Source organism: Bradyrhizobium sp. LM2.9 (genome assembly GCF_054056555.1).
Genome location: NZ_JBSRYJ010000002.1, coordinates 2,212,040 through 2,237,572 on the forward strand (window position 1 = coordinate 2,212,040; position 25,533 = coordinate 2,237,572).

At 64.7% G+C, this 25,533-nt stretch carries 20 protein-coding genes and 4 pseudogenes; 4 read left to right on the top strand and 20 right to left on the bottom strand.

From position 1 onward, the window contains the following. Window positions 1-21: 21 nt before the first annotated feature. Window positions 22-387, bottom strand: coding sequence for a preprotein translocase subunit YajC (gene yajC / locus ACVWW3_RS12060; RefSeq protein ID WP_247349156.1), 366 nt, complete (start codon window positions 385-387; stop codon window positions 22-24). Between the two features lie 180 nt (window positions 388-567). Between yajC and ACVWW3_RS12065 the strand changes: the two genes are divergently transcribed. After that, window positions 568-1,572: an ATP-binding protein gene (locus ACVWW3_RS12065; protein WP_456649924.1), complete on the top strand. Its 1,005-nt coding sequence runs from the start codon at window positions 568-570 to the stop codon at window positions 1,570-1,572. A gap of 135 nt (window positions 1,573-1,707) precedes the next feature. On the opposite strand, the pseudogene ACVWW3_RS12070 reads toward ACVWW3_RS12065, so the two are convergent. After that, window positions 1,708-3,094 (bottom strand): annotated as a pseudogene (locus tag ACVWW3_RS12070) (peptidoglycan DD-metalloendopeptidase family protein). 109 nt (window positions 3,095-3,203) lie between these two features. Beyond that, complete coding sequence (locus ACVWW3_RS12075) at window positions 3,204-3,854, bottom strand: protein-L-isoaspartate(D-aspartate) O-methyltransferase (RefSeq protein ID WP_247349468.1); 651 nt, start codon at window positions 3,852-3,854, stop codon at window positions 3,204-3,206. A gap of 223 nt (window positions 3,855-4,077) precedes the next feature. Here ACVWW3_RS12075 and ACVWW3_RS12080 point away from each other — a divergent pair, with 223 nt between their 5' ends. Further along, window positions 4,078-4,449, top strand: coding sequence for a response regulator (locus tag ACVWW3_RS12080; RefSeq protein ID WP_008547195.1), 372 nt, complete (start codon window positions 4,078-4,080; stop codon window positions 4,447-4,449). A 19-nt stretch (window positions 4,450-4,468) separates the two neighbouring features. On the opposite strand, the gene surE is transcribed toward ACVWW3_RS12080, so the two are convergent. The 12 genes and pseudogenes from surE to ACVWW3_RS12140 form a co-directional block, all read right to left on the bottom strand. Beyond that, a complete protein-coding gene (surE, locus tag ACVWW3_RS12085; protein WP_247349159.1) occupies window positions 4,469-5,236 on the bottom strand; it encodes a 5'/3'-nucleotidase SurE in 768 nt (255 codons plus the stop codon). Between the two features lie 99 nt (window positions 5,237-5,335). Beyond that, window positions 5,336-5,698, bottom strand: coding sequence for a hypothetical protein (locus tag ACVWW3_RS12090; protein WP_247349160.1), 363 nt, complete (start codon window positions 5,696-5,698; stop codon window positions 5,336-5,338). Between the two features lie 94 nt (window positions 5,699-5,792). Beyond that, a pseudogene (gene serS, locus ACVWW3_RS12095) lies at window positions 5,793-7,224 on the bottom strand (serine--tRNA ligase). A gap of 182 nt (window positions 7,225-7,406) precedes the next feature. Then, window positions 7,407-8,219, bottom strand: coding sequence for a twin-arginine translocase subunit TatC (gene tatC, locus ACVWW3_RS12100; protein ID WP_354106499.1), 813 nt, complete (start codon window positions 8,217-8,219; stop codon window positions 7,407-7,409). Beyond that, on the bottom strand, window positions 8,216-8,779 hold the full coding sequence (gene tatB, locus ACVWW3_RS12105; RefSeq protein ID WP_456649921.1) for a Sec-independent protein translocase protein TatB: 564 nt from the start codon (window positions 8,777-8,779) through the stop codon (window positions 8,216-8,218). The genes tatC and tatB overlap by 4 nt, the downstream gene beginning before the upstream one ends. A gap of 84 nt (window positions 8,780-8,863) precedes the next feature. Then, window positions 8,864-9,097, bottom strand: a complete 234-nt coding sequence (locus ACVWW3_RS12110; RefSeq protein ID WP_456649920.1) for a twin-arginine translocase TatA/TatE family subunit — start codon at window positions 9,095-9,097, stop codon at window positions 8,864-8,866. A gap of 166 nt (window positions 9,098-9,263) precedes the next feature. Continuing rightward, window positions 9,264-10,016: an SMC-Scp complex subunit ScpB gene (gene scpB, locus ACVWW3_RS12115; RefSeq protein ID WP_456649919.1), complete on the bottom strand. Its 753-nt coding sequence runs from the start codon at window positions 10,014-10,016 to the stop codon at window positions 9,264-9,266. 21 nt (window positions 10,017-10,037) lie between these two features. After that, window positions 10,038-10,878, bottom strand: a pseudogene (locus ACVWW3_RS12120) (segregation and condensation protein A). Continuing rightward, entirely contained in the window at window positions 10,875-11,903 is a 1,029-nt protein-coding gene (gene nagZ, locus ACVWW3_RS12125) for a beta-N-acetylhexosaminidase (RefSeq protein WP_456649917.1), read from the bottom strand. The pseudogene ACVWW3_RS12120 and the gene nagZ overlap by 4 nt, the downstream one beginning before the upstream one ends. A 46-nt stretch (window positions 11,904-11,949) precedes the next feature. Continuing rightward, on the bottom strand, window positions 11,950-13,518 hold the full coding sequence (locus tag ACVWW3_RS12130) for an SPOR domain-containing protein (protein ID WP_456649916.1): 1,569 nt from the start codon (window positions 13,516-13,518) through the stop codon (window positions 11,950-11,952). Window positions 13,519-13,660: 142 nt separating this feature from the next. Then, window positions 13,661-15,454, bottom strand: a pseudogene (argS, locus tag ACVWW3_RS12135) (arginine--tRNA ligase). A 9-nt stretch (window positions 15,455-15,463) separates the two neighbouring features. Further along, window positions 15,464-16,672: a deoxyguanosinetriphosphate triphosphohydrolase gene (locus ACVWW3_RS12140; protein WP_456671972.1), complete on the bottom strand. Its 1,209-nt coding sequence runs from the start codon at window positions 16,670-16,672 to the stop codon at window positions 15,464-15,466. Window positions 16,673-16,821: 149 nt separating this feature from the next. Between ACVWW3_RS12140 and erpA the strand changes: the two genes are divergently transcribed. Next, window positions 16,822-17,151 (top strand): iron-sulfur cluster insertion protein ErpA, encoded by a 330-nt coding sequence (gene erpA, locus ACVWW3_RS12145; protein ID WP_007610737.1) that lies wholly within the window; start codon window positions 16,822-16,824, stop codon window positions 17,149-17,151. A 9-nt stretch (window positions 17,152-17,160) separates the two neighbouring features. Here erpA and ACVWW3_RS12150 read toward each other — a convergent pair whose 3' ends face one another. Continuing rightward, window positions 17,161-19,491: an ATP-binding protein gene (locus tag ACVWW3_RS12150; RefSeq protein WP_456649914.1), complete on the bottom strand. Its 2,331-nt coding sequence runs from the start codon at window positions 19,489-19,491 to the stop codon at window positions 17,161-17,163. A 134-nt stretch (window positions 19,492-19,625) separates the two neighbouring features. Between ACVWW3_RS12150 and xth the strand changes: the two genes are divergently transcribed. After that, a complete protein-coding gene (xth, locus tag ACVWW3_RS12155) occupies window positions 19,626-20,423 on the top strand; it encodes an exodeoxyribonuclease III (protein ID WP_354047949.1) in 798 nt (265 codons plus the stop codon). 15 nt (window positions 20,424-20,438) lie between these two features. On the opposite strand, the gene ACVWW3_RS12160 is transcribed toward xth, so the two are convergent. The 4 genes from ACVWW3_RS12160 to ACVWW3_RS12175 all read right to left on the bottom strand — a co-directional run bounded on the left by ACVWW3_RS12160 (window position 20,439) and on the right by ACVWW3_RS12175 (window position 25,362). After that, window positions 20,439-21,263 (bottom strand): tetratricopeptide repeat protein, encoded by an 825-nt coding sequence (locus ACVWW3_RS12160; RefSeq protein WP_247446600.1) that lies wholly within the window; start codon window positions 21,261-21,263, stop codon window positions 20,439-20,441. Then, window positions 21,250-22,974 carry a dihydroxy-acid dehydratase gene (gene ilvD / locus ACVWW3_RS12165; RefSeq protein WP_247349176.1) on the bottom strand — a complete coding sequence of 575 codons (1,725 nt, stop codon included), beginning with the start codon at window positions 22,972-22,974 and terminating at the stop codon, window positions 21,250-21,252. The genes ACVWW3_RS12160 and ilvD overlap by 14 nt, the downstream gene beginning before the upstream one ends. Before the next feature lie 1,298 nt (window positions 22,975-24,272). Further along, entirely contained in the window at window positions 24,273-24,803 is a 531-nt protein-coding gene (locus ACVWW3_RS12170; protein WP_456649913.1) for a MerR family transcriptional regulator, read from the bottom strand. Beyond that, on the bottom strand, window positions 24,784-25,362 hold the full coding sequence (locus tag ACVWW3_RS12175) for a hypothetical protein (RefSeq protein WP_456649912.1): 579 nt from the start codon (window positions 25,360-25,362) through the stop codon (window positions 24,784-24,786). Before ACVWW3_RS12175 ends, ACVWW3_RS12170 begins: the two co-directional genes overlap by 20 nt. Window positions 25,363-25,533: the final 171 nt, after the last annotated feature.

Here is a 25,533-nt window from a genome sequence, read left to right on the forward strand (position 1 = left end):
TTGAGGGACTCGCGGAAGCGCTTACTTCGCCGCGGCGTCGTCCTTGGCGCTTTCCTTGGATTCTTTGGCCGGCTCGCCCTTGGCGCGCACGCCGGAGACCATCGAGCGCATCTGCCGCACGCGCACGCCGTCAGCAATTTCGAACTCGATCTGGTCGTCGTCGACGACCTTGGTGACCTTGCCGACGAGGCCGCCCGTGGTCACGACGGTGTCGCCGCGACGGATGTTCTTCACGAGATCGGCGTGGTCACGGACCTTCTTCTGCTGCGGACGCAGAATCAGGAAGTACATGATCACGAAGATCAGAGCGAACGGCAGTAGCGACATCAACATGCCGCTGGTGTCGCCGGCGCCCGCAGCCTGGGCATACGCAGGGGTAATCAGCATTCGGACGATCCTCGAGAGAACGGGGGAAAACCGGTCAGGCCCAAATGGCGACCGGTTCGGTCAAATTCGCGCGGACTATAGCGGTCATTGCCCCAATTGCAACGCTGCCAGACCGTCGATTTGGCCACCTTGCGGAGCGCGCTCAGGCCCGATAAGGCTGCATTCTCAGGAACTTCGGACATGCCCCAAAAACCAAGCAAAAGCCCGGCCGGCAAAGGCCCCCGCACCGCTGCCAGGAGGCCTGCCCGCGTCGCGGCAAAACGTCCCAAGGCGGCCTCCAAGGCAACTGCCAAGGCAGCTTCCAAGGCGACCCCTGACCTCTCCCAGGAGCGCGTCGTTCGCGCGCTGGAGACGATCGCGGCGCACCTCTCCGCCCAAGGCAAGCTCGCCGTCGAACGCGAATCGTTCAAGCAGGCGGATGCTTTCGTCTGGCACCCGGACGGCCGCCTCGCGGCGGTGCCACGGGTCAGCCGCGTCGAGCTGTTCCTGCTCAAAGGCGTCGATCGGGTGCGCGACATCCTGATCGAGAACACCGAGCGCTTCACCAATGGCCTGCCCGCCAACAACGCGCTGCTCTGGGGCGCGCGCGGCATGGGCAAGTCATCGCTGGTGAAGGCGGCGCATGCCAGCATCAACGCGGAGCGCAAACCGGCCGACAGACTGAAGCTGATCGAGATTCATCGCGAGGACATCGAGAGCCTGCCCGCACTCATGGAGCAGCTCCGCGCCTCGTCCTTCCGCTTCATCGTGTTCTGCGACGACCTCTCCTTCGACGGCAATGATGCGTCCTACAAGTCGCTCAAGGCGGTGCTCGAAGGCGGCATCGAGGGCCGGCCCGAGAACGTCATCCTCTACGCCACCTCCAACCGCCGCCATCTGCTGGCGCGCGAGATGATCGAGAACGAGCGCTCGACCGCGATCAATCCCGGCGAAGCCGTGGAGGAGAAGGTCTCGCTGTCGGATCGGTTCGGCCTCTGGCTCGGCTTCCACCGCTGCAGCCAGGACGAATATCTCGCCATGGTGCGCGGCTATTGCAGCCATTTCGGCGTCAAGGTCGACGGCGAGGCGCTGGAACGCGAGGCACTGGAATGGTCCACGACGCGCGGCTCGCGCTCGGGCCGCGTCGCCTGGCAGTTCGTGCAGGAGCTTGCGGGACGGCTCGGCGTGAAGCTGACGTCGAAGTAATCAGTCGGAAACTGTCGCCCGGCCCATCGCTGTCATTCCCCGCGCAGGCGGGGAATCCAGTATTCCAGAGACAGTTGTGATCAATCGAGAGGCTGCGGCGTACTGGACGGATTCAGTGTCGAGGCAACGCAGGCCTCACGCCCCATTCAGGAATTGAAGCGGGTCAACCGGGCTCGATCCCTTACGGATCTCGAAGTGGAGCTGCGGCGACGCCACCTCTCCGGATTGACCCGACTTGGCGATGACCTGGCCGCGCTTGATGGTATCTCCGCGCTTCACCATCAGCTCGCTCGCATGGGCATATGCGGTGACGTAGCCGTTGGAGTGCCGAACCAGGACTAGATTGCCATAACCTTTCAGCTCGTTGCCGGAATAGGCAACGACGCCGTCTTCGGCCGCTTTGATGGGCGTCCCCTCGGGCACGGCGAGATTGATGCCGTCATTGGACTTGCCATTGGTCTTGGCGCCGTAAGTCGTGACCACTTTTCCGCGCACCGGCCAGCGGAAGGTCGGCAGCGCGCTGGTGGTCTCCGCAGCTTTCGCCGGAGCTTCCGCGGTCTTCTCTTCGACATTGGCCGTGGCCTGCGCCAGGCGCGCGCTCTGCACCGGCGCGGCGACGGCCGCCATCTTGGTCGCAGGCGCAGGAGCGACCGCGACGGGCTGTAGCGTACCCACGACGGGGGCGGATCCGACCGGAGCCGCGGCAACCGGCGCCGCGAGGGCGGCAGTCCTGGCACCGGGCACGGCCAGCCGGGTGCCGAGCTTGAGCTTTGCAGACGGATTGAGGCCGTTGGCGCGGGCCAGTTCAGCCGCCGAGATGTGGTTCTTGCGGGCGATGCTGACGAGCGTGTCGCCGTGGTTCACGAAGTGCGTGCTCGGCGGCACGGCAACGGCAGCAACCGGCTTCGCAGCAGGCGCCGCCGCAACGGGAGCCATGAGCGGCGCGGGCGCAGCGGCTGTGGCCTGGTGCGGGATGATCAGCTGCTGGCCGGGCGAGAGCGAGCGCGGGCCCTTATAACCGTTGGCCGCGAGGATCGCCTGCGGCGTGACACGATAGCGTTTGGCGAGCAACTCAAGCGTATCGCTGGTGCCGACGATGATCTTGGTTCCACCGACCGGCTGGGCGGCTGCAACCGAGCGCGGCGGCACGGTGGCCGTGGTCTCCAGATGCGGCTGCGCCGGGGCTGCGTAGGACCCCATGCCACGTCCGCCTCCAGACACACCGCCACCTGCCGCAACCGGATAGGATTGCGGCGCGGACACCGCCGGCGGCGACAAGGGCTGCGACTGGTAGTAGCCGGACTGGGTCTGTGGCCGCGAATATTGCGGCAGCTCGCGCTGCGGCGGCGGTGCCTGCTGCACCGAACCGGTCGATTCCTGCGCGAAGGGGTTGGAGAAGTTCGACTGGGACATGCGCGACGACATGTCGGCGCTGCACCCTGCGAAGCTGAAGGAGATACAGCGCCAGCACCGCGACCTGCGGTACGCGGCGCGAGTAAAGCAACTCGGCGACAGCGGACATGGTTACTCACTCGTACGCAACAGAACTGGTCTTTTAAGTAAACACGCGCCGAGTAAATAACGGCTTAACCCTCCCAATAAGATGTTGGCCGCACAGCCAATCCGGAATTCTACAGCTCCCGCGCCACGCCGGGCAGCGCCGGCACGAAGCGGACGTCGACGAGTTCCTTGCGCTCGATCCCGGCCTCGGTCCGGCTCAGGCGGATCAGCGTCTGCACGCCCTGATGCGGGCCGACGGGCGCGATCAGGATGCCGCCCACCTCCAGCCGCTCGATCAGGTTGTCCGGAATCTGCTCCATCGCGGCCGTGACGATGATGCGGTCGAACGGGCCGATATTGGGAGGCAGATTGAGTCCGTCGCCCAGCATCACCTCGACATTATGACAGTTGAGCTTTTCAAGCCTGATACGTGCGGCGTCCGCGAGCTTGCGGTAGCGCTCGACGGTCAACACCTGGCCGGCGAGCCGCGACAGCACCGCGGCCTGGTAGCCCGAGCCGGCGCCGATCTCGAGCACACGGTGCTTCTTCTGGAGCTGGAGCTGCTCGGTCATGTACGCGACGACGAAGGGCTGGCTGATGGTCTGCCCGCAGGCGATCGGCAGCGCGGTATCGCGATAGGCCCCGTCGCGATCGGCTTCGTCCACGAACTGCTCGCGTGGCACCTCCTCCATGGTCCGCAGGATCGCCTGGTCGCTGATACCCCGGCGCCTCAGCGTGAGCTGAAACATCATCTTTTCCGGCGGGTGCTGATGGGAGGTCATTGCCTGCTTATGCTGTTTTGGGGGTCCGGGATGCCAACCCGGAGCGCGAGAATCCTGTTCCGCTTCAGGAACCCGTGATACGCTTCTGCTGGCGTATCTGACCACAAATCGGCTTGCAACGGGCGAGCCTCGATGGCCATTTCAGACATCCGATCGTCGAAACGCGCATTGCGTCGATTCATGTTATCTGCGAACGTTTTTAGCAATGGGCAAGGACTCTACCATGACCGCGACGGGGCTTTCAGGCCGCTCTGTATTCCTCGTCGAAGACGAGGTGATGATCAGGATGATGGTCGCGGATATGCTCGAAGAGCTGGGCTACAAGGTCGCGGCTGAGGCGGGCGACATCACCGAAGCCATGCGGCTCGCCCAGGCAACCGAGTTCGACATCGCCATTCTCGACGTCAACGTCAACGGCAAGGTCATCTCGCCGGTCGCCGATGTCATCAAGGCGAAAGGCTGCCCGTTCATCTTCGCCACCGGCTACGGCTCCTCCGGGCTCCCCGAGCAGTACCGCGATCGGCCGGCGCTTCAGAAGCCGTTTCAGCTCGACGCGCTCGGCAAGACCATCGAAGCCGCGCTTCGCGGCGGCTAGGCCTTAAGTTCCAGCGGACTCACTTCAGCGTCGCACTCAGCGCCTCGGAAAACGCTTCGTTGGTGCGGTCGAGCCTGAGCGGCGTGACGGAGACGTAGCGTCCGCGCAGCGCCGCGAGATCAGTGCCTTCGGCGGGCGTATCAATCATCGCCGCGCGCTCGAAGCCGATCCAGAAATAGGGATTGCCGCGGCCGTCCTTGCGCTCGTCGATCCTGAGGAAGCCGAGATTGCGCTTGCCCTGCCGCGTCACGCGGATGCCCAGCACATCTTCCGGCGCGCAAGCCGGGAAGTTGACGTTGATGACCGTGTCCTTCGGGATGCCGGCGGCGATCACCTTGCGCAGGATGTCGGGGCCGAATTTGCGCGCAGTGTCCCACAGCGGCCGGTCGCGGGTCTCGACGCTGAATTCCTGCGACAGCGCGAACGACGGCAGCCCCAGGATGGTGCCTTCCAGCGCACCGGCGATGGTGCCGGAATAGACCACGTCCTCGGCGACGTTGCGGCCCTTGTTGACGCCCGACAGCACGACGTCGGGCAGCTTGGCGCCGAGGATATGGCGCGCGCCCATGATGACGCAGTCGGTCGGCGTACCGCGCACGGCGAAGTGCCGCGGGCCGACTTCGCGCAGGCGCAGGGGATCGTTCAGCGACAGCGAATGCGACACGCCGGACTGGTCGAGCTCAGGCGCGACCACCCAGACGTCATCGGACAATGCGCGTGCGATCTCCTCCAGCACCTTGAGGCCGGGGGCGTGGATGCCGTCGTCATTGGTGCAGAGAATGCGCATGCGAAAGGTCGATTCCTGAAACGGGTCTGAGCCGTCTTATCCGGCTGGGGCCGATCAGGCAAACCGGCCGATCGGGGCCGGCGGCCGTTCCCGGTTCTGTTAGCGGCGAACGCGCCATTGCGGCAGGAAGCGCGCCAGCCGGCCCTCCGCGTGCAGCTTCATCGCCGGCACGACCGGGCTCACGATTGGAGCCTCGATCACGCCGAGCGCCTCCAGCTGTTCAACGAACGGGTCCGCCACCGGCGCCTGCGGAAAGCGTTCCCGTGCCATCGTCAGCGCGTTGTCGAAATCCGCGGCATTCACGCCGGGCTTGGCCCGCCGGCTCTGGACCAGATCGTCGTCCCATAGCCGCGCGATCGCGATGTCGAGCACGCCACGCAGCCGCTGATCGACAGCCTGGATGCCGGCACCTGTCACCGCCCATTGTCTGCCCACCCAGAAGATGTCGCGGTGCAAGGCCATGAACGAGGGGTTCGCGTTGTCGGGTGGCCGGCAGGATAACCGGCCGCCCGATCTTCGCAACCAAACGTTTCTGAGTTTCAGATTGGCAACACGCCTACTCGCGCGCGACCACCTTGATCCCGCCCATATAGGGCTGGAGCACGCTGGGGACCGCGATCGAGCCGTTCTCCTGCTGATAGGTCTCCATCACGGCGATCAGCGCGCGGCCGACTGCGGTCCCGGAGCCGTTCAGCGTGTGCACAAAGCGGGGCTTCCCGTCCGGCCCACGCGAGCGCGCATCCATGCGGCGGGCCTGGAAATCGCCGCACACCGAGCAACTCGAGATCTCGCGGAATGCCCCGCCGTCGCCCTGGCCTGGCATCCAGACCTCGATGTCATAGGTTTTTTGCGACGAGAAACCCATATCCCCGGTGCACAGCGTCATCACGCGGTAATGCAGGTCGAGCCGCCGCAGCACTTCCTCGGCACAGGCGAGCATGCGCTCGTGCTCGTCCTTGCTCGTCTCCGGCGTCGTGATCGAGACCAGTTCCACCTTGGTGAACTGGTGCTGTCGGATCATGCCTCGGGTGTCGCGCCCTGCGGCGCCCGCCTCCGCGCGAAAACACGGCGTCAGCGCAGTCAGCCGCATCGGCAACTGCTTTTCGTCGAGAATGGATTCGCGAACGAGATTGGTGAGCGCTACCTCAGCGGTCGGAATAAGCCAGCGACGGTCAGGATTCTGCTTGTATTCGAAGCCCAATACTGCGTGCTTTGCTTCGCGTGCAGCCTGGGCGCCATTCTCTTCGGCAAAATCCAAAATGTGCTGCTTGGCGAGGTCAAAATTTACGTAGGCATTTCCGTATTTGGTCATCCTCAGTTTCTACTCGGAATTGATCTGCACTGAACTTAGGTAGCTGTGCAGTACCGTACATCACTTCATCGCGCACCAGCAGCGGCGGGTTGATCTCGGTGTAGCCGTGCTCGTTGGTATGCAGGTCGAGCATGAACTGGCCGAGCGCGCGCTCCAGCCTCGCCAACCCGTTTTTCAGCACGACGAAGCGCGCGCCGGAAAGTTTTGCCGCCGCCTCGAAATCCATATAGCCGAGCGCGGTGCCGAGATCGTCATGCAGCTTCGGCGCGAAGCCGTAGTTGCGCTTGTTGCCGAACACGTGGCGCTGCACGTTGCCGTGCTCGTCGACGCCATCGGGCACTTCATCGAACGGAATGTTCGGGATCGCGGACAGCTCCATTGTCAGCAACTCGTCGGCAGCCTTCGCGGCCGCCTCGAGCTCCGGCATCGTTGTCTTCAGCTCGGCGACCTCCGCCATCAGCTTGGCCGCGCGCGTCTCGTCCTTGGCCTTCTTGGCATCGCCGATCTCCTTGGAGGCCGCATTGCGCCGCGCCTGCGCCTGCTCCGAGGCCAGGATCGCCGCCCGCCGCTTCTCGTCGATCGCGAGCAGCGACGCCGACAACGGCTTCAGGCCACGCCGGGCGAGGCCGGCGTCGAAGGCTTGCGGATTGTCGCGGATCGATTTGATGTCGTGCATGGCCGTGGTCCTGGATCAGCGCGCAAACATACAACGGCGAACGTTGTAAGTCAGCGCGTCTCCTAGCATGGCTATCATCATCCGCGAAGGCGGATGATCCAGTATTCCAGAGAGGTCAATGATTCCCCGAGAGGCCGCGGCGTACTGGATTCCCCGCCTTCGCGGGGAATGACATCTCGTCCCTACTCCGCCGGATTAGCCGGGGTCGATACGTCAGTGCCGGTGGCCGCCTTTGAAGCTGCCGCCTTCTTCTCCACAATGCTCACCGCGATGATCGAGCCCTCGTAGAGCGCGAGCAAGGGGATCGCGAGCGAGCACTGGCTGAGCACGTCGGGGGGCGTCAGCACGGCCGCGATCACGAAGGCGATGACGATGAAATAGCGGCGCTTCTCGCGCAGCATTTTTGCCGAGACGATGCCGATCCGGCCCAAGAGCGTCAGGATCACCGGGAGCTGGAAAGCGATGCCGAAGGCAAAGATCAGCGACATCATCAGCGACAGATATTCGCCGACCTTGGGCAGCAGCTGGATCTGCGCGGTCTCGTCGCTGCCGGCCTGCTGCATGCCGAGCGAGAAGCGGACCAGCATCGGCAGCACGACGAAATAGACCAGGGCCGCGCCCAGCACGAAGAAGAACGGGGTCGCGACCAGATACGGGACGAAGGCATTCTTCTCGTGCTTGTATAGGCCAGGCGCGACGAATTTGTAGATCTGGGTCGCGACGATCGGGAACGAGATGAAGCCGGCGCCGAACAGTGCAAGCTTGAGCTGGGTGATGAAATATTCCAGCAGCGCCGTGTAGATGAATTTGGAGTTCTCGGGACCCGCGACCCACACGAACGGCCAGACCAGCACGTTGTAGATCTGCTTGGCGAAGAAGAAGCACAAGATGAAGGCCACGCCGAAGCCGAGCAGCGCCTTGATCAGCCGCGACCGCAGCTCGATCAGATGGTCCATCAATGGGGCTTTGCTGGCCTCGATATCGGCGTCGCTCATGACGCTTTGGCGTCCTTGATCGCTTCGGATGGTGCGGTGTCCTGTGCGACCTGCGCCTGCTCAACCTCACGGGTGATGGCGAGCGGCTCGTTCACGGCCGCATGCGCTTCGGCCTCCACGAAGGTCTCCGGCGTCGGCGCTTCCGGAGCGGTCGGGGTGACCGGCGCGTCACTTGACGTCGTCGACGCGTCACTTGACGTCGTCGGCGCTTCAATCGAACTCGCCGGCGGTTCGACCGCCGTGGTGGTCGTCTCGGCCGGCTTGTCCAGCGCATCGACGCGGAGTGCGTCGCTGACGTCCTTCTGCAGCGAGGTCATCAGATTGTTGCCGGCAAAACCGGAAGCCGCTTCCTTGACCTCATCGAAGCTCTTCTTGAGGTCGGCCATTTCGGCCTCGCGCATCGCTTCCTGGAATTGGCCCTGGAATTCGGCGGCCATCTTGCGGGCCTTGCCCATCCACTGCCCGACCATGCGCAGCACGCCCGGCAGCTCTTTCGGGCCGATGGCCACCAGGGCCACGACCCCGATCAGGACCAGTTCACTCCACCCGATGTCGAACATGAGGCCTTCCGTTCACGCCAGCCGCAACCGGCCCAATCCCCTTGCGCGCAGGATCGGGCGCTACCCGCGTCTCGCGTACTCTGCTCAGACGGCCTTGCTGCCGACGTCGGACCGGGCCGCGGTCGGCGCGCCATTGTGCTCGAGGGACTTGGCCGGCTCGGGCTTGTCGGCGACCTTGTCGTCGTCCTGCATGCCCTTCTTGAACGCCTTGATGCCCTGCGCCACGTCGCCCATCAGATCCGAAATCTTGCCGCGGCCGAACAGCAGCAGGACGACTGCGATCACCAGGATCCAGTGCCAAATGCTAAGTGAACCCATCCTGCAATCCTCCAAACGCGTATGGCCGGGGACCGGCCGATCTTCACAGAAACCTAGGCTTGGCAGGTGTCAAAAACAAGGACCAAGGCAGCGCCAATTCGCTGTTGGCGCTACGTAATCTTGCTAGTGTTAACTGGTCGCAGGGGGCCGGTAAAAGGCCGGGACGTCAGTCCGCGTCGCCGCCCTCGCCACCCTCATTGCCGTCTTCCGGCGGCGTCTCGGGCTCGACCGCAGGCGCCAGCGCCAGATCGAGGTCCTCGCCCGGTTCCAGCGGATCCTCGTCCTCACGCAGTTGCGGGTCGTCCGACGGCGTCGGCACGCTGAATCCGGTCGGCAGACGCGAATCCAGCAGGCCCGTGCCCTTCAACTCCTCCAAGCCCGGCAGATCGCCGAGCTGTTCCAGAGTGAACTGCGACAGGAAGTCCTCGGTGGTTCCGAAGGTCAAGGGACGCCCCGGTGTCTTGCGACGGCCGCGCGGCTTGATCCAGCCGGTTTCCAGCAGCACGTCCAGTGTGCCCTTCGAGGTGACGACGCCGCGGATCTCCTCGATCTCGGCGCGCGTCACGGGCTGGTGATAGGCGATGATCGCGAGCACCTCGATCGCGGCGCGCGACAGGCGGCGGGTCTCGGTGCTCTCACGGGTCATCAGCCAGGCGAGATCGCCCGCGGTGCGGAAGGTCCATTTGTTGGCGACCCGCACGAGGTTCACGCCGCGCAAGGAATAGTCGGCCTGCAACTGCTCGAGCGCGGCCTTCACGTCCACACCCTCGGGCATGCGCTTGGCCAGCGTCGCAGTGTCCAGCGGTTCATTCGAAGCGAACAGCAGCGCTTCCAGCAGCCGCAATTCTTCGGGACGTGCCTGGGACTCGTTCTCCATCGGCTCGGCCTCATCTACCCGCACTTCAGCCAGGCTTGCCATGGCAGATTCTCCTTGTTGCACTTAAGCGACCGGCGCATCGGGCGCAGGAGCTGCGTCCACGATCGGCCGAGGGCGCCCCTTCCGGAAATAGATGGGCGAAAACGCCTCTTTCTGGTTCAGCTCGAGCTGACCTTCGCGCACCAGTTCGAGCGCAGCCGCAAAACTCGAAGCCAGCACCGTCGCGCGCTGCGTCGGATCGGCGACGTGCCGGAGCAAATAGTCGTCGAGAACGCCCCAGTCGTCCTGTTCGCTGATGCTGCCGACCAGCCGCTCCAGCGTGGCGCGCGCCTCGGCGAGCGACCACACCGTGCGCTTGGCCAGATGCACGCTCGCCAGCACGCGCGACTGACGCTGCGAGGCATAGGCGGTGAGCAGGTCGTAGAGCGTCGCGGTATATTTCGGATGCTTGATCTCGGCGATCTGCTCGGGCTCACCACGCGGGAAGATGTCGCGAAGCAATTGCTGCCTGTTCATTAGCCGGTTGGCGGCTTCGCGAATGGCTTCCAGCCGGCGCAGGGCGGTTGGCGAGCGCCGTCGCCATCTGCTCCGCGCTCGGGCCGTCCGCACTCGGCGGCTCCGGCAGCAGCAGGCGCGATTTCAGGAAGGCGAGCCAGGCCGCCATCACGAGATAATCGGCGGCAAGCTCGAGCCGGATCTTTCGCGCGGCTTCGATGAAGTGGAGATACTGGTCGGCGAGCGCCAGGATCGAGATCTTGGCGAGATCGACCTTCTGCTGCCGCGCCAGTGCGAGCAGCAGGTCGAGCGGCCCCTCATAGCCCTCGACGTCCACCACCAACGCCGGCTCACCCTCGGCGAGTTCTGCGGGCCGCCCGGTTTCAAACGATAGGATTTCTGCGGTCATGCCGATGCCGTGTTTGCCCGTGCGATCAATGCGTCCAGTTCGGCGCGTGCGGCCGCGCGGTCGAGCGGCTGCGGTGCTTTACGCGCCGCGAGCGCGGCGTTTGCCCGCTCCAGCGCCCTGCCCGCCAATTCAGGTGTCTGGCCGGCGACCTCGCGCATCTCCTTGATGTTGCCGTTGCAATGCAGGGCCACGTCGCAGCCGGCCGCGAAGATGGCGCGGGTCCGTTCGGCGATATTCCCCGACAGCGCGTTCATCGACACGTCATCACTCATTAACAAACCCTGGAACCCAATCACGCCGCGAATCACTTCAGCGATCATTGTCGCAGATGTCGTCGCCGGATGGGCGGGGTCTACCGCGCTAAACACAACATGTGCAGTCATGGCCATCGGCAAATCCGCCAGCGGCTTGAATGCCGCGAAGTCGGTCCGCTCCAGTTCGTCCCTGGATGTATCGACCGTCGGCAGCTTGAAATGAGTATCGGCGGTGGCTCGCCCATGGCCGGGAATGTGCTTGAGGACCGGCAGCACGCCTCCCTGTTCCAAGCCCTCGGTGACGGCCCGGGCAATCGCCGCGACCTTGCCCGGCTCAGTGCCATAGGCTCGATTTCCGATGACTGCATCGGCGCCGGCCACGGGAACGTCGGCCAGGGGCAAACAATCCACGGTAATGCCGAGATCGGCGAGATCGGCCGCGATCAGTCGAGCGCTGAGGCGCGCCGCGGTCAGCCCGAGCGCCGAATCAGCGTCGTAGAGGCCTGCGAAAATGGCGCCCGGCGGATAGACCGGCCAATGCGGCGGTCCCAGCCGTTGCACCCGTCCGCCCTCCTGGTCGATCAGGACAGGGGCATCAGCAGAACCCGCAGCCGCTCGCAATTCCGCAACGAGTGCAGCAACTTGAGCCGGCGTCTCAATATTGCGCTTGAAGAGGATGAAGCCCCATGGGCGTTCGCTGCGGATAAACTCCCGCTCTACGGCGGTCAGTTCCGTTCCGGATACGCCCGTAATGAAGGCCCGCGTGCTCATAACGGCCGATTAACCCTGACCCGCGAGGGGGTCAAGGAAACGGCCGTTAATTCCTCTGGATGAGACACTGTGGTCCACCGGCAGCCTTCAGGCTGTTGCAGACCTGCGTCGCTTCCGCGGCCGAACCATAGGGCCCGGCGAAGGCGCGGTAGACGATACCCTTGCCCTTGTCAGTCAGATCGGTCCGCTTGATCACCGCCGAGCGCGATCCAAGGATGCTACCATACTTGCCCTGAAGGACCCGGTAGGATGCGGCGGCGCTGTCCTCGTTCTGTTGCGACGAGACCTGTACGATGTAGCCGCCGCCACTGCTGGTGGGCGCGAGTTGCGTCGGGTTGCTCGCAGCCATCCGCTGCGGCGGCTCGGCTGGCGGCGCCTGCGGCGCCAGCGACATCGGCTGGTTGGCGCTGGCATTGGCCGAGGTCGGGGGCGTGTGCGGGGCGATCGGCGCAGCTGGTGCCGCGAGCGTCTTCGGCGCAGTTGCCGTCCTGGCCGCAGCCGATTGCGGCGCCGCGCTATCGTTCTGATCGCCCTTCACGGCCACAGTCCTGATCGGGCGCGGCGAATTGTTCGGCAGCGTCCCGTTGCTCGGGTTCGGACCCGCACTCGACGGCGGAATACTAGACGGCGACACGCTCGCGACCGGAGGCGGGTTCGCGTTCTGGTTCAGCGGCGGGAACACCACACGGGGACCTCCCGCCTTGGCGTTGACGTCAACAGGCGCTTCCTCGCGCGGCACGATCTTCTCGGTGCCATCGCCGGTGACCATGCGGTCCGGCACTTTCGCCGAAGAATCCGACGGCGCCGGCACGACCTTGGTCGGCGTGTTGTCGGCCCTGATGATCGGCGGCTCCCCGCTGCGGGGCGAGCCCACATAGGTCTTGTAGGCGAAGGCAGCGCCGGTCCCGACCACGGCAAGCGCCAGGATCGCCGCGACCGTCATCATGCCGCCGCGCTGCTTTTTCGGCTCGTCGAGATCGGCCTCGGGATAGTCGCTCTGGAACGCGTAAGGATCGTCGGGATAGGCGGGGTCGCGCTGGTAGTCCTGCTCGCCCGCCTCCAGCCGTCCGTAGAGCGCATCGTCGTAGCGCGCCGGATCGGGCTGCTGATAGGCTTGCTCCTGGTAAGCCTGATCGGGCTGCTGGTAGGCCTGATCCTGGTAGGCCTGAGCTTGATAAGTCTGATCCTGGTAGGCGGGATCCTGATGGGCCTGCGGCTGATGAAAATCAGGCTCTGGCGCGGTCGGCTGGGCTGAATAGCGATGCAACGGATGAACCGGGCTTCCGGAAACGGGATAGGCAGGCTCAGGGGCTGGCGCGGGCTGCACATTGGCGCGCCGCATCCATGAGGGTGGTCCGGGCGGCGGCGAGGCCTGCTCTACATGGTCCTGCTGGTAATCGTCCTGCCGGTAGTCATGGTCCTGATAGCCCTGGGCAGGCGCAGGCGCTGCTGGCGGGTGCGCGCCGGGCCGCCCCTGCGCTGCGAACGGATCGGTCTGCCCGATCAGGCGAGCGAGCTCGGCCAAGGGATCGCCGCTCTCGGCCCTCCCATGCTGATCACCACCGCGACCATAGTCATCGGAAGGAAACGGTCTGTCCTGATATCGTTCGGCCATCGTGATGATGCGTCCCTTCGGGAAAGCCGCACGCCCCCTCGACCAAGGCACGGCTTTCGACCCACAAGGCTTTCAACCAAGTCTAAGCGATCCGGCTTCTGCCGGTTACCCCCAACAATCCCCTTAAGTAGTTCGCCCCAAACTACCGCATCTCGTCCGGAGCATGGACGCCGAGGATGGCGAGGCCCGATGCCAGGACAGAGACGACGCCCTGGACCATGGCCAGCCGCGCCTTCGTTAGAAGTGCATCATTATTGATAATGAAGCGTAAATAGGGCAAATCGCGCCCCTTCGTCCAAAGTGCATGAAATTCGCTGGCTAAATCATAGAGATAGAAGGCAATTCGGTGCGGCTCGTGGGCGCTTGCGGCCGCTTCCAGCATGCGCGGAAAAATTGCGAGCCGCTTGAGAAGGTCGAGCTCAGCCGGGTCCGACAGCCGCTCTACCGCCGACTCAGCGAGCCATGCGATGCGCTTTTCCGTATCCTCGGGGAGTTCCGGGAACACCTCCGCGCGTGCATTGCGGAAGATCGAGTGGCCACGGGCGTGACCGTACTGGACGTAGAACACCGGGTTGTCGCGCGACTGTTCCATGACCTTGGCGAGGTCGAAGTCGAGCACCGCATCGTTCTTGCGATAGAGCATCATGAAGCGGACGGCGTCCTGGCCGACCTCATCCACCACCTCACGCAAGGTGACGAAGTCCCCGCTCCGCTTCGACATTTTCACCGGCTCGCCGTTGCGCAGCAATTTCACGAGCTGGACGATCTTGACGTCGAGCGCCCCCTTGCCGGAGGTCGTCGCCTTCACCGCCGCCTGCATGCGCTTGATATAGCCGCCATGGTCGGCGCCCCAGACGTCGATCATCTCGGCAAAGCCGCGGTCGAACTTGTTCTTGTGGTAGGCGATGTCGGAGGCGAAGTAGGTGTAGGAATTGTCTGACTTGATCAGCGGACGATCGACGTCGTCGCCATAGGCCGTCGCCTTGAACAGCAGCTGCTCGCGATCTTCCCAATCCCCTCGGCCGGAGCGCCCTTAGGCCGCGGCAGGCGGCCCTGATAGATGTCGCCCTTGGCGCGCAGGAAATCGATCGTCTCGGCGACCTTGTTGTTGCCGGGGTCCAGCAGCGAGCGCTCCGAAAAGAACACGTCGTGGCGGATGTTCAGCGCGCCGAGATCGCCCTTGATCTCGTCCATCATCATCGCGATCGCCTTGGCGCGCACCGTCGGCAGCCATGCGGCCTCGCTCATTGCGAGGAGCTTGTCGCCATGCTCATTCACCAGCGCTTGCCCGACGGGCTTCAGATAGTCGCCGGGATAAAGGCCTTCCGGGATCGCGCCGATGTCCTCGCCGAGCGCTTCGCGATACCGGAGGAACGCCGAGCGGGCGAGCACGTCGACCTGCGCGCCGGCGTCGTTGATGTAGTATTCGCGCGTGACGTCACGGCCTGCGAACTCGAGCAGGCTCGCCAGCGCATCGCCGAACACGGCGCCGCGGCAATGGCCGACATGCATCGGCCCCGGTCGGGTTGGCCGAGACGTATTCGACATTGACCTTTGAGCCGCCGCGGGCGCGGCCGTAATCGGCGCCCTCGCGCAGCACCGTACGCAGCGCTTCCGCCCAGGCAGCCGGCTTCAGCGTCAAGTTGATGAAGCCTGGGCCGGCGACGTCCACCTTGGCGATCAGGGTATCCGCGCGCAGGCGCTCGGCGATCTGCTCGGCGAGATCGCGCGGCTTTGCCTTTGCCTCTTTCGCAAGCACCATGGCGGCGTTGGTCGCCATGTCGCCATGGGTGGCGTCGCGCGGCGGCTCGACCACCACGCGCGAGAAATCGATACCCTCGGGCCAGTTGGCTTCCGTCGCGAGCACGCGGCAGACCGCGTGCACGCGTGCGAGCACGTCGGCGAACAGGTGCAGTGCTGAGGATGTGTCGGGCATGGGCGCCGCCTAACGCAAATCCGGGGTCGAGTCAAAGAGCCGCTGGTGCTCGGTCAGAGCGAAACGGTCGGTCATTCCGGCAATGAAATTGCCGATCCGCCGGGCCCGGTCGCCTTCATTGTCCGCCTCCGCCCCGACCAGCCATTCCGGCGGCAGCTCGCCGGGCGATTTGAGGTATTTGGCGAACAGGTCGAACAGGATCTGTTCCGCCTCGCCCATCACCCGCATGACCCGCTTGTGGCGGTACATGTGCTGATAGAGAAAGCGCTTGATGGCGGCCTCCTCCTCGGCGACCGCGGCGGGGAACGCGATTAGAGCCCGGCTCTGCTGGCGCACATCCTGGGCGGATTGCGGTTTCACGGCGGCGAGGTTCTTCTGCGCCTCGGCGAACACCGCGCCGATCAGGTGCGAGATCAGCTCGCGCACCAGCTCGGCGCCGCGCCTGACGTCTTCGAGGTCGGGGTAATGCGCGGAGGTCTCGGCGATGATCTCCGCGGTCAACGGCATCACCTTGAGGTCGTCGAGGTGAAACAGGCCGGCGCGCAGGCCATCGTCGATGTCGTGGGCATCATAGGCGATGTCGTCGGCAATCGCGGCGACCTGTGCTTCGAGTGAGGCGAAGCTCCACAATTCGAGATCGTAGATCTTGATGTAGTCGGCGATGCCGACGGGAATGCCGTGCTCGCGATAATGTCCGACCGGCGCGCCGCTGCGATCGGTCAGTGGACCGTTGTGCTTGACGATGCCCTCCAGCGCCTCCCAGGTCAGGTTGAGCCCGTCGAAATCAGGATAGCGGTGCTCCAGCGCCGCAACGACGCGCAAGGTCTGGGCGTTGTGGTCGAAGCCGCCAAACTCCTTCAGGCAGGCGTCCAGTGCCCGCTCGCCCGCATGCCCGAAGGGCGGATGGCCGAGGTCGTGGGCGAGCGCGAGGGTTTCCGTGAGATCCTCGTCCAGCCCGAGCTGCCGGGCCAGCGCGCGGGCGATCTGCGCCACCTCCAGCGAATGGGTCAGCCGGGTGCGGTAGTGGTCGCCCTCGTGGAACACGAACACCTGGGTCTTATACTTCAGCCGGCGGAACGCGGTGGAATGGATCACCCGGTCGCAATCCCGCCGGAACGGACTGCGGGTCTGGCTCGGCGGTTCCGCAACCAACCGGCCGCGGCTGCGCTCGGGATCGCAGGCATAGGGCGCGTGGGGGGCAGCCATTCCGACGGACACGGCGAATTTAGTCTCTATCCATTTGATTCTGCGTATGGTGGTACTTAACTATGCCGCACCCGGGATACCAAATGAATTGGGCAAGTGACCTTCAAGTCCCCTTCCTTCAAGTGCCCTTGGTGTGACCGCGGGACTATCGGAGACGAACGATGACGACTGACGTGACCATCAGTGACAAGGCCGCACGCCGGATTGGGGAGATCCTCAAGGGCGAAGGGTCTGGCGCGATGCTGCGGATCTCGGTCGAGGGCGGCGGCTGCTCCGGCTTCCAGTACAAGTTCGACATTGACCGTGCCCGCACCGACGACGATCTCGTGATCGAGCAGGACAATGCGGTGGTGCTGGTCGATTCCGCCTCGCAGCCGTTCCTGGCGGGCTCGCAGGTCGATTTCGTCGACGATCTGATCGGCGCCTCGTTCCGCGTCAACAATCCGAACGCCACCGCGTCCTGCGGCTGCGGGACCAGCTTCTCGATCTGACGTCGCCGGCTATGCGCCGGTGATCTGCCTTTCCTCGTCCGTCCAGTCCACCTCGACCGGCATCTGCTCCGGCTGAAGCGGTGCGTCCTCCGACACCAATTGGCCGTCCAGCGCGCGCAGCAGTGCCGCGACCAGCGCGGGCTTGCGCAACGGTTTTGCCAGGAAGTCGGACATGCCCGCCTCGCGGCATATCTTGACGTCTTCGGCGAAGGCGTTGGCGGTCAGCGCGACGATCGGCAGGGCTTCGAAGCGCCCGCCCTGTGCGCGGATCGCACGCGTCGCAGCAAGGCCGTCCATCTCGGGCATGCGCACGTCCATCAGCACGACATCATAGTTGCTCTCGGCAACCGTCTCGACGGCCTCGACGCCGTCGGCCACGACGCGCAGCTCGACGTCGAAGGCGCCGAGCATCTTGCTGACGACCATGCGGTTGACGGCATCGTCCTCCGCGACCAGCACCTTCAACGGCCGGTCGAGTTCGGCGATACGCGCCTTCAGATCGTCGGCTTCGTCGCGGTCTGAATTGTGGTCGGATGCCTGCGCCTGGCTCCAGGGCAGCACCAGCGTGAAGCGGAAGGTCGAGCCCTCACCCGGCGTCGAGGTGACGCCGATGGTGCCGCCCATCTGCTCGATGATGCGCCGGGAGATCGCCAGGCCCAGCCCGGTGCCGCCGAAGCGGCGGCTGATCGAGGCATCGGCCTGCGCAAAGTCAGAGAAGAGCTGGCCGAGCTTTTCGGGGGCGATGCCGATGCCGCTGTCGGTCACGCTCCATTCGACAGTGGCGAGCAGATCGCGGCGCGCCTGACAGACTGCTGCGATCGTGACTTCGCCTTGGTCGGTGAATTTCACCGCGTTGGAAGCGAGGTTGAGCAGCACCTGCCTGATGCGTGCGACGTCGCCGCGCAACGTCGGCGGCAGGTTCGGATCAAGCTCGACCTTGACCGTGAGCCCCTTGCTCTTGGCGCTCGCGCGCACGACGGTCGCGACTGTCTCGACCAGCGCCTGCGGCGCGATGTCGATCGCCTCGAACGCGAAGCGTCCGGCCTCGAGCTTGGACAGATCGAGGATGTCGTTGAGGATGCGCTGGAGATTATCGCCGGATTCGCGGATCGACGTGACCGCCTCGTGCTGCTCCGGATCGAGCTTCGTCTCCAGCAACATGCTGGCGAGCCCGAGCACACCATTCATGGGCGTGCGGATCTCATGGCTCATCACCGCCAGGAAATCCGATTTGGCGCGGCTCTCGGCCTCGGCCTTTTCCGCGCGCCAGCGCTCGGTCACGTCGCGGCCGAAGCCGCGATAGCCGAGGAATTGGCCGTCGCGGTCGTGGGCTGGATTCGCAGTAAGCGACCACAGCCGCGCCTCGCCGCCGGCAACGACCTTGAGGTTCATCTCGTGCAGCGGTTCGGCGTGCTCCATCAGCCCGACGACGTTGTAGGCCGCGCTTTTGTCCTCGGGGCACAGCATGTCGAGCACGTCGGCGAAATGCGAGCCCTTCAGCAGCTGCAGCGGCAGCTGCGCGACGGCGGCGAAGCGCTCGGGCACGTCGACCAGATGCCCTTCGGCATCGGTCTGCCACAGCCAGTCGCTGGCGTTCTCCTGAAAATCCTTCAGCAGCAGCGAAATGATCTCGGTCTGGCGCTCGAGCTCGAGCTGGGCCTTGAGATTGCCGAGGAACAGATTGCCTTGTGAGACGATGTTGCGCGCCATGAAGAACGCGAACAGCAGCAGGAACACCGCGGTCACGAGGTAAGGCCCGGTGCCGCATAACAGCAGTGCGCCGGCGCAGGCGATCGTTGTCGTCGCGAGATAGACGAGGCCGGCGCGCGGGAAGGTCGAGAGCGTGAAGGCGCCGCCGGACATCATGCCGACCATCAGGCAGGCCAGGATGAGCTGGCTGGTCGGCTCGATGCGGCTGAACAGGGCGAGCGGCAGCGTGCCCCAGATCGCGGCCAGGAAAAATGCCTGCCGCAGCATCTGCCGCGCGGCGCGCGCGGTAGCCTCTTGCGGCGGGTTCCGATGCGAACGCCGCCACGCGCGCACCGCGAGCGAGGCGGTGGCGGCGAGGGTCATGCCCCAGATTGCGAGGAAATCGTTCCAGCCCCGGCCCCAGAACAGCACTAGCACGACCGCGACATTGAGCATGGTGACGGCCATCGTCATCGGGATCAGCCGGGTCACCGCGTCGATCTGCTTGGCGCGGATGCGGCGCAGCTCGCGCTCGCTGAGATCGGCAGTCAGGCCGTCCTCGATCTCGAAGCCGCCGAGCCAGTACAGGAACGCGCCGATCAGGCCGTCGCGCGGCTCGGTTCGCTTCATGGATTTGTCCGGCCATGCCATTCGAAAAACCTTTTCAGTATCAATGGCCCAGGCCCGGCTTAAGCCGGGTTAATTTTGTGGGAGATTTTGCGGGCGCCTTGACGGGCGCGTTTGCAGTTTGTTCTAACCATGGCCCCTGCCCGGAGCCCGCCGACATGCCCATCAGAATTGCCACCTGGAACGTGAACTCGGTCCGGCAGCGGATTGATCTGCTGCTGACCTGGCTGAAGGAGTGCCAGCCGGACATCGTCTGCCTCCAGGAGATCAAATGCGTCGACGAGGCCTTCCCGCGGCTGGAGATCGAGGCGCTCGGCTACAACGTGGTCACCCATGGGCAGAAGACGTTCAACGGTGTCGCCCTGCTCTCGAAGCTCCGGTTCGACGAGACCAAGTCGGGGCTGACCGGCGACGACGAGGATGCGCACGCTCGCTTCCTCGAAGGCGTGGTCACTCTGAAGCGTGGGGTGCTGCGCGTCGCCTGCCTCTATCTGCCCAATGGCAATCCGGTCGGGACCGAGAAATATCCCTACAAGCTCAAATGGATGTCGCGGCTTCTTGAGTATTCGAAGGAGCGCCTCAAGTCCGAGGAGCCACTGGTCCTCGCAGGCGACTTCAACGTCATCCCGCATGCCCGCGACGTCCATAACCCCGCCGCCTGGACCGAGGACGCCCTGTTCAAGCCTGAGACGCGGGAGAGTTTTCAGTCCCTGCTCGGCCTCGGCCTGACCGATGCGCTGCGGGCGGTTACTGACGAGCCCGGGCTCTACACCTTCTGGGACTACCAGGCCGGCGCCTGGCAGAAGAATCACGGCCTGCGGATCGACCATCTGCTGCTGTCGCCACAGGCCAGCGACCGGCTCGCCAATGTCGGCATCGACAGCTATGTGCGCAGCTGGGAGAAGCCGTCGGACCACGTGCCGGTGTGGGCGGATCTGGATCTCGAGGCGGCGTGAGGCCGCCTCAACCAATCACTCCCGGCGGCCCTGCACCCACTGCTCCAGCATTTGCAGGCACATGGCGCGGTCGTCGTCGGAGGATTTTGCGAAGGCGCGGTTGTAGTTTTCCTTGATCCAGGTCTCGTCGCTACCTGCGCTGTCACGCGCCAGCGTCAGCCACATCAGGCCGCGCGCGGCCTGCCGCGGCAGGCGGTCGCCGTTGAACAGCATCTGACCGAGCAGCGCCTGGGCCTCGTGCTGGCCCTTCTGCGCGGCGAGCCCAAGCCAGCGCGCGCCGTAGCGAAAATCCTCGCGCGAGGCGTCCGGTGTCTTCAGGTACAGGCGGGCGAGGTCGTATTGCGCATCCGCGTTGCCGAAATAGGACGCGGCATAGGAGAACATCTCCCGCGCCCGCTCCTGGTCCGGCTTGACTTTCGAATTCGGGATGCCGCTCAGATAATAGCGGCCAAGCGCGACAAAGGCGTTGGCGACAATCTGGGCCTGCGGCGCCGAGGGGCTGTCCTCGGCATGTGCGTTGGCGATGCGGCTGAAATACTCGAACGCGCGCACATCATCCTGGGCAACGCCGTCGCCATTGGCGTACATGCGGCCGAGCCTCCACTGCGCGATGGGGTGGCCACCCTCGGCGGCATATTGCAGGGCGCTGAGCGAGGTTTCCTGGGTCGCGACCGCCGGCGGCACATTGCGCACCTTGCCCGCTGCGCCCGGCAAGGTCGTCACCACCGGGATGGTCGCATCCTTCGGGCTGACGGGCGCGCCGTCGAAGGCGAGCGCCGGCGCGCCTAGCGCGGTAGCCCCAAACACAAACGCAACTATGATACGCCTAGATGTCCGCATAGCACTGTTTCTCGTGCGCGCCGCCCGGATGGGTCACTGCCCCCCCGACCGCCGGTCCAACCTGCTGAGCATATTTCCAGAGCGCGCCCGTCGTGTGGTTAGTCGCGCGAGCGCTCCATTTGGTCTTGCGCTGGGCAAGCTCCTGGTCGCTCAATTTTACGTCAAGTGTCCCGGCGACCGCGTCGATCTCGATGATGTCGCCGTCCTCGAGCAGCCCGATCGGGCCGCCGATGGCGGCTTCAGGCCCGACATGGCCGATGCAGAAGCCGCGGGTGGCGCCGGAAAAGCGGCCGTCGGTGATGAGCGCGATCTTGCCGCCCATGCCCTGGCCGGTCAGCGCCGCGGTGGTCTGGAGCATTTCCCGCATGCCGGGACCGCCCTTCGGCCCCTCGTAGCGGATCACGATGACTTCGCCTTCGCGGTAGGTACGCTTCTGGACGGCCTCGAAAGCATCCTCCTCACGGTCGAAGCACCTGGCCGGACCGGTAAACCTGAGGTTGGACATTCCCGCGACTTTCACGATCGCACCTTCTGGCGCCAAATTGCCCTTCAGACCGACCACACCGCCGGTGACGGTGATGGGCTTGTCTGCCGGGTGCACCACGTCCTGGTGCGGATTCCATTTCACGCTTTTGAGATTTTCGGCGATCGTTCGACCGGTAACCGTAATGCAGTCACCGTGGAGAAATCCGTTGTCGAGCAGCGTCTTCATCAGAAGCGGTATGCCACCTACTTCAAACATGTCTTTGGCGACATAACGGCCGCCCGGCTTCAAATCAGCGACATATGGTGTCTTTTTGAAGATTTCGGCGACGTCGAACAGGTCAAACTTGATGCCGCACTCGTGCGCGATCGCCGGCAGGTGCAATGCAGCATTGGTCGAGCCACCGGACGCGGCGACCACGGCGGCCGCATTCTCCAGCGCCTTGCGGGTGACGATGTCGCGCGGCCGGATGTTTTGAGCGATCAAGGCCATGACCTGCTCGCCCGCGGTCATGCAGAAGGCGTCGCGAATTTCATACGGTGCCGGAGCACCAGCCGAGTACGGCAGCGCCAGGCCGATCGCCTCGGAGACGGTCGCCATCGTGTTGGCGGTGAACTGAGCGCCGCAGGCACCCGCCGAGGGGCACGCCACGCGCTCGATCTCGTCGAGATCCTCGTCCGACATCGCTCCGACCGAGTGCTTGCCGACGGCTTCGAACATGTCCTGCACGGTGACCTGCTGGCCCCGGAAATTGCCGGGCAGGATCGAGCCGCCGTAGATGAAGATCGAGGGCACGTTGAGGCGGACCATCGCCATCATCATGCCCGGCAACGACTTGTCGCAGCCGGCGAGGCCAACGAGGGCATCATAGGCGTGGCCGCGGATCGTCAGCTCGACGGAATCGGCGATGCATTCGCGGGACGGCAGCGAGGAGCGCATGCCGTCATGGCCCATGGCGATGCCGTCGGTCACGGTGATGGTGCAGAACTCGCGCGGCGTGCCGCCGGCGGATGCGACGCCCTTCTTCACCGCCTGCGCCTGGCGCATCAGGGAGATGTTGCAGGGCGCGGCCTCATTCCAGCACGAGGCGACGCCGACGAACGGCTGGTGGATCTGCTCGGTGGTGAGACCCATGGCGTAGAGGTAGGAGCGATGGGGCGCGCGCGCAGGGCCTTCCGTCACGTGACGGCTCGGCAGCCTCTGCTTGATGTCGGTCTTTGCGTCCATCGCAAACCAGTTTCCCCGGCCAACCCTTTCAGACCCGAAAAATCAGAGCCAAGATTTGAATCGACCTTGGGATTTCCCGTCGCCTTTCAGGACCACCGCTGCCGCTAAAACATTAGAGCGATTTTATTCAAGTTCAGGTGTGGCCAAAAAGCGGCGTTGATGCGAATGGACAGAGATGAGGGTTAGATCCGGGATGAGTGTTGCATGGACGGCACAATCGTGACCCGAAGGACACGGGAAAGCCTACAGTGATACCCTCGCTGGAAGGGCGGTCCACAACCTCAGATTTTGCGGCGGTGGCGCGCGCGCTCACTTCGGCAAGATGAGGGCGCGCAGTTCGGCTGAGTCGGCGCCTTCATCACCACTCACGTGTCCCGGAAGCGCTGCGCCGCATCCTGGGTAGGAGATCAGAATCTTTCCGCGGAGGGATTCTGGATTGCTTCCGCCTTCGCTAAAGCTTCGGCGGACAAGTCGCTGCGCTCGCGAGCAAGGGGCATCGTCGGTGCTCACTCTCGTGTCCCGGACAAGCTGCAACGCCTCTTAGCGTTGCGGCGCAGAGCCGGGACCCAGAAGCCGCGAATTCTCTGCAGCATGGGCCCCGGCTCGGCAGCGCACCGCAAGGCGCTGCGCGGCGTCCGGGGCACGAGAGCGGAATCCAACGTCGCATCCATTTCAAACGACAGACACGCCTTCGCGTCCTCGCGGCGCATTTCGCCCGAGCTTTGCTGGTCGATCCACCCTCTTGTCCAGGAGGGCGCAGGGAAGGCCAGGTGCCGGCTGGCACCCGCGGTCCGCTGCGCGAAAGGTAGCGCAAGGAAACCGCACAGCAGCATACAGGTGTAGCCAAATCACTCGGCCTTCCCTGCGCAGTGGCTTTACGGCTTATGCCGTGCTCTCCCGGGAGCCGAGTTCCTGTTGGCCTCCCTCGCCTTCACGAAAGTCGCGGACACCGCGCCGGTTGACGCGAATGCCGCCTCCGCCAAGGCTTGACCGTAGCAACGACGGCCAGGACCACACGGTTTTGCCGTACGCACGGCTCGCTTGTCGCCACCGGTTTCGACGACGTTGTGCACGTTGCCGCCGACCTGATGACGAGACGAACCTGACAGCGCCGCTCGTCGGCACGAAGTTCTGGGCTCACGGAGAGCAATCCGCCCTGCCCGCACTTTCGCGCCCGACGCTGCCGCGTCCACCGCACGCCCGGCTCTACGACCATCACGACACATGGTCGCCCCTCAAGGGTGAGCCGGGATGGGCGACACATACGCCATTTCCGAATTTCGGTAAAGTGGAATATTTTAGATGCGCCGGCTTGACAGAGGGGCGAAACAGCAAGGTCCGGTGGAGCGCAAGCGTGATCCGGCAAGTGCCCGATGACGGGCGAGCGGCCCCCGGATTGCGCTTTCGCTCCATCGGGTTACGAGACCCCGCATCCCGGCTGCGGGATCACGCAATCCGGCGCGGCACTCCCGCAGCACGTCGCCTCGCAGCCGCTGACCAGCGCAGCTAACGTCATCTCCAGCGCGCAGCTCCGCAATTCTCTTCCTGATCGACCCGAGGTGCTTCTCCGCAAAAGTCTTGGTGTCGCTACAGGGCAGCCGCCGCTGAACGGATGCGAAGATGTCGCGCGTCTCGTCGATCGAGAAGTCGAGCTCGCGGCAATGCCTGACGAGACTGAGCGCCCTGAGGTCGTCGCTGCCGTAGATGCGCTGGCCTCCTTGCCGCGCCGGCGCCGTCAGAAGACCGATGCTCTCGTAGTAGCGGATCGCAGGGACGGAAATGCCGGCGGCTTTGGCGAGGACGCGGCGCTTAGGCGTTCCGCGTCGCACGGCTGAACGGATCGACCAGGCGGAGGATCTCACAGACGGCAACGAGGCCGGCGAGCCAGACGGCGCTGGTCAACCCAATGCGCGTGACGATGACAGAGGTGAAAGCGCCCTCTCCGCCGAGGAACGGCGTCGCGGCAAGCAGCGTGAACTCGTAGGCCACGTAGGCGACCACGAGCGCGATCGCCAGCATCAGCGGCGTGCGGCCTTGCGGCAGCATGCGAAGCACGGCCGACGCCCCGGTGGTCGATAGAAGCGCGGCCGCGCCGATGACAAAGCCCCAGGCGATGGTGCTGGCGTCAAGGGGGTAGTGCAGCACGCCGAAACCGATGGTCTGGTTCACCAGCCACGCGCCGGTAACGACGAGCAGCGCCGGACCCAGCGGCAGCATCGCGGCGGCGACAACCGCAAAAGCCGCAAACGGCGTGGCGCAGGCGAACGCAAAGCTAGCAAGCGCGCATGACACGGTCAGCAGCGCGAAGCCGAACATCGGCGCAAGTCGCGGCGCGACCGGGTGAAGGCGGAAACAGTCTGCGTGGGGCGGCAGGAACTGATGGCCCATGAATGAACTCCTGGCAGCGATCCTAGCACATTTGCACTGGTTGGATCCTCCTCCCGCGGCAGTTCCCAGCCGCCCTGCGAGGGGGTCGAACGGCGGGCTACGATGTGAATCGTTCCGGTGCCAAAACACCTTCAAGGCCACGGCGGCCTCTTAACTCCAGGAAGTTGAGCA